7 protein-coding genes are annotated in these 7,305 nt (G+C 74.9%); 1 reads left to right on the top strand and 6 read right to left on the bottom strand.

All coding sequences use genetic code 11. From position 1 onward, the window contains the following. Positions 1-174: 174 nt before the first annotated feature. Genes I5Q34_RS23950 through egtA form a run of 5 tightly spaced genes read right to left on the bottom strand, consistent with a single transcriptional unit; the run spans position 175 to position 5,039 of the window. Positions 175-660, bottom strand: coding sequence for a universal stress protein (locus I5Q34_RS23950; RefSeq protein WP_199894455.1), 486 nt, complete (start codon positions 658-660; stop codon positions 175-177). Next, on the bottom strand, positions 657-1,625 hold the full coding sequence (egtD, locus tag I5Q34_RS23945) for an L-histidine N(alpha)-methyltransferase (protein WP_199894454.1): 969 nt from the start codon (positions 1,623-1,625) through the stop codon (positions 657-659). The genes I5Q34_RS23950 and egtD overlap by 4 nt, the downstream gene beginning before the upstream one ends. Before the next feature lie 44 nt (positions 1,626-1,669). After that, entirely contained in the window at positions 1,670-2,407 is a 738-nt protein-coding gene (egtC, locus tag I5Q34_RS23940; protein ID WP_199894453.1) for an ergothioneine biosynthesis protein EgtC, read from the bottom strand. Continuing rightward, entirely contained in the window at positions 2,407-3,747 is a 1,341-nt protein-coding gene (gene egtB, locus I5Q34_RS23935) for an ergothioneine biosynthesis protein EgtB (protein ID WP_199894452.1), read from the bottom strand. Before egtB ends, egtC begins: the two co-directional genes overlap by 1 nt. Continuing rightward, positions 3,744-5,039, bottom strand: coding sequence for an ergothioneine biosynthesis glutamate--cysteine ligase EgtA (gene egtA, locus I5Q34_RS23930; protein WP_199894451.1), 1,296 nt, complete (start codon positions 5,037-5,039; stop codon positions 3,744-3,746). Before egtA ends, egtB begins: the two co-directional genes overlap by 4 nt. A 157-nt stretch (positions 5,040-5,196) precedes the next feature. Here egtA and I5Q34_RS23925 point away from each other — a divergent pair, with 157 nt between their 5' ends. Next, positions 5,197-6,522: a cytochrome P450 gene (locus I5Q34_RS23925; protein ID WP_277965750.1), complete on the top strand. Its 1,326-nt coding sequence runs from the start codon at positions 5,197-5,199 to the stop codon at positions 6,520-6,522. Here I5Q34_RS23925 and I5Q34_RS23920 read toward each other — a convergent pair. Next, positions 6,473-7,255, bottom strand: a complete 783-nt coding sequence (locus I5Q34_RS23920) for a DUF4239 domain-containing protein (protein ID WP_199894450.1) — start codon at positions 7,253-7,255, stop codon at positions 6,473-6,475. The genes I5Q34_RS23925 and I5Q34_RS23920 overlap by 50 nt on opposite strands. Positions 7,256-7,305: the final 50 nt, after the last annotated feature.

The raw sequence follows: 7,305 nt of genomic DNA, 5'->3' as shown, positions 1-7,305 counted from the left end.
GTCCGGCGCTTGAGGACTGGGGGTACCCCCTCTGGGGGAGCCCGAAGGGCGCTTCAGGGATCCAGGGGGCGCAGCCCCCGGTCAACGCGGCGCAGCCGCGTTACGGGCCCGGGGCTTGCCCCGGAAGAAACGGTGAAAGGGCGGGACCGGGGCAAAACCCACCCCCCACCACCCCTACGGCACCACCGTCACCGGCCACCTCCCCGCCTTCACCAACCGCACCGCCACCGACCCCACGATCCGGTGCCCCGCCCGCTCCGACGCGCCGACCACCACCGCGTCCGCCTTCAAATCGTCCGCGGCCCGGACCAGACCCGCATATGGGTCCCCGCGGAACGTGTGGAACTCCCAGCGGACGGAATAGACGCCCCGCAGCCGCTCCGTCGTCGCGCGGATCTCGCCGAGGAGTTCCTCCGCGACCTCCTCCGTCACGTCGCCCACCGGCGCGCCGAGCGCCGCGCTGCCCGCCAGGACCGGCTGGACGTAGACGAGCGCGAGCAGCGCGTGCTGCCGGCGGGCCAGGCCCGCCGCGTAGGAGGCGGCGCGCCAGGAGGACTCGGAGCCGTCGACGCCGACGACGATCACCTTGGGGCCGTCCGTGCCGCGTTCGAAGCCGGTGGGCAGGCCGGCGCTCTCGGGGGTGCGTTGGTCGTCGCTCACGATCCCACGGTATGCGACAGGGAGAGGGCGAAGCGGTCGCCGGAGTCCGTCCACCACCGCGACAGTTCGAGCCCCGCCGCCGCCAGCTCGCGCCGCACCCCCTCCCGGCGGAACTTCGCCGAGATCTCGGTGCGCAGTTCCTCGCCCGCCTCGAAGGCGACCTCCAGGTCGAGGGCGCGGACCTTGACGGTCACGGGCCGCCGCGCCCGCAGACGCATCTCGATCCACTCCTGGGTCTTGTCCCACAGGGCCACGTGCGCGAAGTCGTCGGGGTCGAAGTCCGCGCCGAGTTCGCGGTTGACGACCAGGAGGACGTTCTTGTCGAAGGCGGCGGTCACCCCCTGCGCGTCGTCGTAGGCGGCGACCAGCACGCGCTCGTCCTTGACCAGGTCGGTGCCGAGCAGCAGCGCGTCGCCCGGCGCGAGCCGCGAACGCAGCCCGGCGAGGAAGCCGGCGCGCTCGGCGGGCAGCAGGTTGCCGATCGTGCCGCCGAGGAACGCCAGCAGGCGCGGCCCCGGGGTGTCGGGGAGGACGAGCCCGTCCTGGAAGTCGGCGACGAGCGCGTGCACGGTGAGCGCCGGGTGCTCGGCCAGCAGCGTCGCGGCGGCGCCGGTGAGGGCGCTCTCGCTGACATCGACGGGGACGTAGGTGTGCAGGCCGGGGAGGGCGCGGATGAGGTGGCGGGTCTTGTCGGAGGAGCCGGAGCCGAGTTCGACAAGGGTGCGGGCACCGGTGGCGCGGGCGATCGCGTCCGCCCGGCACAGGAGGATCTCGCGCTCGGCGCGGGTGGGATAGTACTCGGGCAACAGCGTGATCTCGTCGAAGAGTTCGCTGCCCCGCGCGTCGTAGAACCACTTCGGCGGGAGCGCCTTGGGCGAGCTGGTCAGCCCCTCGGCGACGTCGGCGCGCAGGGCGGCGGCCGTCGCGTCGGGCGGCAGGGTGCGGGTGAGGACGAACGGGCTCACGGAAGGGGCTCCTTGCGCATGCGGGGGGCAACACGGAGAAAGGGCTACAGGGGGGAGAGGGAGAGGCGGGTGCGGTCGGCGGAGAGGAGGGTGCGGTCGGGCACCTCGGTCCAGCGCGGGTCGTCGTCGTAGGGCTCGGACGCCACGACGACCCGTTCGCCGGGACCCGTGAGGTACCAGAGGGTGTCCCCCCACGCGGTGGCGGTCACCGACGCGCCGTCGGTCAGCAGCAGGTTCAGCCGGGACGCGGGCGAGGCCTCCGCCAGCGTGACGACGGCCCCGGCCAGCGCCCGCTCGGGCGCGGCCCCGGCCAGCAGCCGGTGCGCCACCAGCGCCCAGACGAACGCCGCGTCGCAGCGCGCCTCCAGCCGCAGCAGCGCCCCCGGCGGCAGCAGCGGCGCGAGCGGCACCGCCGAGTCGGGCCAGCCGGTCAGCGCGCCCTGGTGGCTGAACAGCCAGCGGCCCGCGGCGAACGGCGCCGCCGCGTCCTCGCCGTCGCCGGGCACGGTCGCGTCCCGCACCGCCGCCAGCAGCGCCCGGCTGCGGACGACGCGTATCAGGTCGGCGAAGGACCGGTCGGCCCACACGGGCCCGGCCCCGCGGTAGCGCGCGGGCCGCGGATCGCCGTCCGCGTACCAGCCGATGCCGAAGCCGTCCGCGTTGACCGTGCCATACCGCTGCAGACGCGGCGCCCAGGACTGGCGGACCAGCGAGTACGGCGGGTCGGAGACGGAGGCGCCGAGCGGGGCGTCGGGGCCCAGGACGGCCAGGTGCCGGCACATCAGCGCGGCTCCGCGTCGCGCGCCGTGCGGAAGCCGGCGAAGATCTGCCGCCGCCGCGGCAGGTCCCAGTTGCGGAAGGTGCCCCGGCAGGCGACGGGCGCCACCCCGAACGAGCCGCCGCGCAGCACCTTGTGGGAGCCGCCGAAGAAGACCTCCGAATACTCGCGGTAGGGGAAGGCGCGGAAGCCGGGGTACGGCAGGAAATCGCTCGCCGTCCACTCCCACACGTCGCCCATCAACTGCCGCACCCCCAGCGGCGAGGCGCCGTCCGGGTACGAGCCGACGGGCGCCGGACGCAGGTGCCGCTGGCCGAGGTTGGCGTGGTGCGGCGCCGGGTCCGCGTCGCCCCAGGGATAGCGCCGGGAGCGGCCCGAGGCGGGGTCGTGCCGGGCGGCCTTCTCCCACTCGGCCTCCGTCGGCAGCCGCCGCCCCGCCCAGGCGGCGTACGCGGCCGCCTCGTACCAACTCACGTGCAGCACCGGCTCGTCGGGCGGTACGGGCTCCACGACGCCGAAGCGGCGGCGCACCCAGCCGGCGCCCTCCCGCCGCCAGAACAGCGGCGCCGCCAGTTCGTGGCGGCGCACCTGCTCCCAGCCCTCCGGGTGCCACCAGCGCGGCTCGCCGTAGCCGCCGTCCTCGACGAAATACTGGAAGGAGCGGTTGCTCACCGGGAGGGTGTCGAGAAAGAAGGCCGCCACGTCGCGCACGTGGGCGGGCCGCTCGTTGTCCAGCGCCCACGGCTCGGTCGTGGTGCCCATCGTGAACGGGCCGCCCTCGACGAGCACTTCGCGGGGCAGCGCGGCGGCGTCCGGCGGGGCGGGCGGCGGCTCGGGGGCGGCCAGGGCGGCGGGCCCGGACCGCAGCTGATGGGTGATCAGCATGGTCTCGTCGTGCTGCTGTTCGTGCTGCGCGACCATCCCGAAGGCGAAGCTCGCCTCCAGCAGCGGACCCCCGCCCTCCACCGGGGCGCTCACCAGCACGTCCAGCACACGGCCGCGCACCTCCGCCGCGTAGCCGCGCGCCTGGTCCGGCGGCAGCAGCGGCAGCGACAGGCGCTCGGCGCGCGGGTGCTCGAACGCGTCGTAGATCTGGTCCAGTTCGGGCCGCAGCGCCGCCCGCCCGCCGACGGCGCGCAGCAGCCACAGCTCCTCCTGGTTGCCGATGTGCGCCAGGTCCCACACCAGCGGCGACATCAACGGCGAGTGCTGGGCGGCCAGTTCCTCGTCCGGCACGCAGCCCGTGAGCACGCCGGTGCGCTCACGGGCCGCGAGCAGGGCCTCCGCGGCGCGCCGTCGCAGCGCGCCGGGATCCGTTCCGTACTCCTCCCCGCGGCCGGTCACGAGCGGACCTCCGTGACCGCCCGCCGGTCCGCGACCAGGTCCAGCAGGTCGTCGGCGGGGCAGCGGCCCCGCGCCACGTACCGCGCGGTGAACTCGTCCACCGCCGACAGGATCCGCGCCGAGGCCCCGAGCCGGGGCAGCGCCTCCCGGGCCGCCGCGAAGCAGGCCACGGCCGCGGCGTGCAGCTCGGGATCCGACAGCCCGTACCGTGCCGCCCTGTGCCACAGCGGATTGCGCGGGGTCGGCTCCCCGGCCGCCGTGTCCGCCAGGGCCTTGACCGTGCGGTACGCGGTCTCGGCCGCCGAAGGATCGTCGAACAGGGCCACCGTCACCGCCAGCGGCACCAGCCAGCCGTCCTCCCCGGGCTGCGCGTCGATCATGCGCAGCTCCAGGTGGCCGCGCGGCCGGATCGGCGGGAACAGCGTGGTCAGGTGGTAGAGCACGTCACCCGCCGTGACCGGCCGCGGCTCGCCCGTGCGCAGCCACTCGCGCAGCGCCAGCCCGCGCCGCGGCTCCCACGGGCCGTCCTGGTTGCGGACGAACATCACCTCCGCGTCCAGCGCGTACCGCGTCCACGCCGCGCGCGGCTCCATGTCCTCGGCGGGGGCGAGCGTGCGGCCGGGGTCCATGCGCGCGTACGTGGCCTGGCGCGTGGAGCGCCAGCCGGTCGGACGGCCCCTGTGCAGCGGGGAGTTGGCGAACGCGGCGTTGAGCACCGCGCCCAGCAGGTGTGCCAGCCGCCAGCGGCGGCCGAAGCCGAGCGGACCGGGCTCCTCGTGCCCGGCGTCGAGACAAACCTGGACGGACGCCGTGCGGCACATGATCGTGCGCCCGGCCTCGTTCCAGGAGTCGTAGAAGACCTCCATCGCGTCGTACCGGCGGGTGACGATGATGCGATCGGGGTGGGTCCACGGCTCCTTGCCGTAGCCGGAGAGGAAGAGCCCGAGGTCCCGCAGCCCGTCGCGGGCGAGGGCGAGATCGGCGGCCACCTCCTCCACGCAGGCGGTGAGGGAGCCGGCGGGCCGCGAGCTGAACTCGATCTGACCGCCGGGTTCGACGGTGAGCAGCGATCGCAGCGGAAGTTTGTGCAGGCGGTCGGCGGCCGCGGCCAGCCGGGACGGCTCCACGGGCCGGGTGGGATCGGCCAGGTCGTGGACGAGCCACTCCAGTTCGACCCCCAGGAGCCGGGGCGGTCCGGTCTTGAAGCAGATGCCCCGCACCAGGGCCTCCGCCTCGTCCACGCTGACCGCCCGGGTCGAGCCCTCACCATAGGCTTTGCTCTCGTCGGTCACTGCGGGTGCCCTCCTGTCGGTCAGCCCCTTTTGCCCTGTACCCTCAATCGGACGGCGGCACTCGCCCCGGCCCCCGGCGCCGGGGCCCTTGACCGGGCCTTGACGGGTCCCTGGCGGCCTTGACGCGCCCGGCCGGCCGCGGCGTACGGTCGCAAGGGTGAGCGCACTCCAGGTGACCGCCGTCTTCGACCCCGCGGCCCACGCCCGGGGCGTCCCCTACGACCTCTACCGGGAGCTGCGCGAACGCGCCCCGGTATGCCGCGTGCCCGAACAGCCCGTCGGCGACTGGCCGGGCGGCCCCGGCTACTGGGCCGTCTTCCGGCACGCCGACGTCAAACACGTGCTGCGCACCCCCGAGGTCTTCTCCTCCCACCTGGGCGCGACCCAGCTGCGCGACCCCGACAGCCCGCAGGAGCTGGACTTCGCCCGGGCCATGATGCTCAACCAGGACCCGCCCGCCCACGCGCGGCTGCGCCGCATCGTCGCCGCCGCGTTCACCCCGCGCGCGGTGCGGGAGCTGGAGGACGTCATCGAGGCGCGGGCGCGCGCCCTGGTCGGCGCCGTCGCCCCGCGCGGCGCCGCCGACTTCGTACCCCTCGCCGCCGACCTGCCCGTACGCACCCTCGCCCACCTCATGGGCGTCCCCGAGGAGGACCGGGCCCTGCTCGCGGACTGGGCGGACCGCGTCATCGGCTACCAGGACCCCGAGCGCGCGACCGCCGACGCCGTCGATCCTTCGGCGCTCAGCCCGCTCGGCCGCGCCGCGCACGCCCTGCGCCCCGGACCGCTCGCCCGGCCCGACGGCGCCCCGCTCAACCCCCGCTCCCGGGCCGCGCTGCCCGACATGTTCGCCTACGCGCACGGGCTCGCCCGGCGGCCGCGCGAAGGCAGCGTCATGTGCCGGATGCGGCAGGCGGGCCTGTCCGGCGACGAGTTCGAGACGATGTTCTTCCTCTTCGCCGTGGCCGGGAACGAGACCTTGCGCAACGGCATCCCCGGCGCGCTGCTGACCCTCCTCGACCACCCCGACCAGCTGGCCCTGCTGCGCGAGCGCCCCGGACTCACCGCCGGCGCGGTCGAGGAGGCGCTGCGGTACTGGCCGCCCGTGCTGCACTTCCGGCGCACCGCCACCCGCGACACCGAGCTCGCGGGTGTACGGATACGGGCCGGCGAGAAGGTCGTCGTCCACCACGCCTCCGCCAACCGCGACGAGCGGGTCTTCCCCGACCCCGACCGCTTCGACATCACCCGCAGCCCCAACGACCACGTCAGCTTCGGCTTCGGCCCGCACTTCTGCCTGGGCGCCCACCTCGCGCGCGTCCAGCTGCGGGCCCTGCTGCGGGCCGTCCTCGACCTGCTGCCCGGCCTCGAACGCGCCGGCGAGCCCGTCCGGCTCACCTCCAACTTCCAGAACGGCCTCACGCACCTGCCCGTCACATGGCGAACGGATCACCTGCCCGTCGCATGGCGAACAGATCGGTGAACGCGTCCGTCGTCTCCGAAGGGTCGTGGCCGAAGGGCGAGTTGAAGTCCCAGATGAGGAAGAGGAGGAAGGAGATCAGCGCGGTGTAGACCCCGGCGAGCATCAACTCCCGTGAGGTGCGCCGGATCTGGAGGGTGAAGATCAGCCCCACCGCCACCAGCGCCCCGCCGATCAGCCCGAACCACACCACCCCCGGCATGGTGGCCCCGGCGGTGCGCGCCCGTGCGTTGCGGGCCGCGTCCGCGGCGCCGACCTGCTCCAGCACGGGCTGGTACGACTGGCTCTCGTGGTCGTCGCGCGGCACGTACGCGGTGACGTCGGTGCGCACCCGGTCCAGCAGCGCCGCGCCCCGGCCGGTGAGCTCCCCGGTGTCGAGCATGCCGGGCCACTCCTCGCGCACCACGTGGCGCACGTAGGCGGCGACGTCCTGCCGGACGCGGTCGCGCACGGGCGGCGCGAACACCTGGACCCGCTCGGTCACTTCGTGCAGCGCCTGCGCCTCGGCCTGGGCGGTGGCCTGCGCGGTGTTGCGCGCCTCCCAGACGCCGGCGATGGCCAGGCCCAGCACGATCGCGTAGACCACGCCGATCATCATCGTCATGTACTCGATCACGTCGGGGATCCCCGACCGGTCCCGGTCCGTCTCGCGGCCGCGCTCCTTGAGCAGGGCGATGGACAGCACGACGGCGGTCGCGACGGCGATCGTGAGGACCAGGACCAGCCAGTCGGACATGGGCGTCTCCGGGGGCACGGGCGGCGGGGTGCGTCGTGATCCTGCGTCCC

The sequence above is a fragment of the Streptomyces sp. AV19 genome, from assembly GCF_015999245.1.
Classification (GTDB): domain Bacteria; phylum Actinomycetota; class Actinomycetes; order Streptomycetales; family Streptomycetaceae; genus Streptomyces.
This window is presented reverse-complemented; position numbering and strand designations above follow the sequence as displayed.

What these genes read in the sequence shown, in the direction of transcription:
- egtC (WP_199894453.1), bottom strand. Translation starts at nt 2,407, where the DNA reads ATGTGCCGGCACCTGGCCGTCCTGGGCCCCGACGCCCCGCTCGGCGCC.
- I5Q34_RS23920 (WP_199894450.1), bottom strand. Translation starts at nt 7,255, where the DNA reads ATGTCCGACTGGCTGGTCCTGGTCCTCACGATCGCCGTCGCGACCGCC.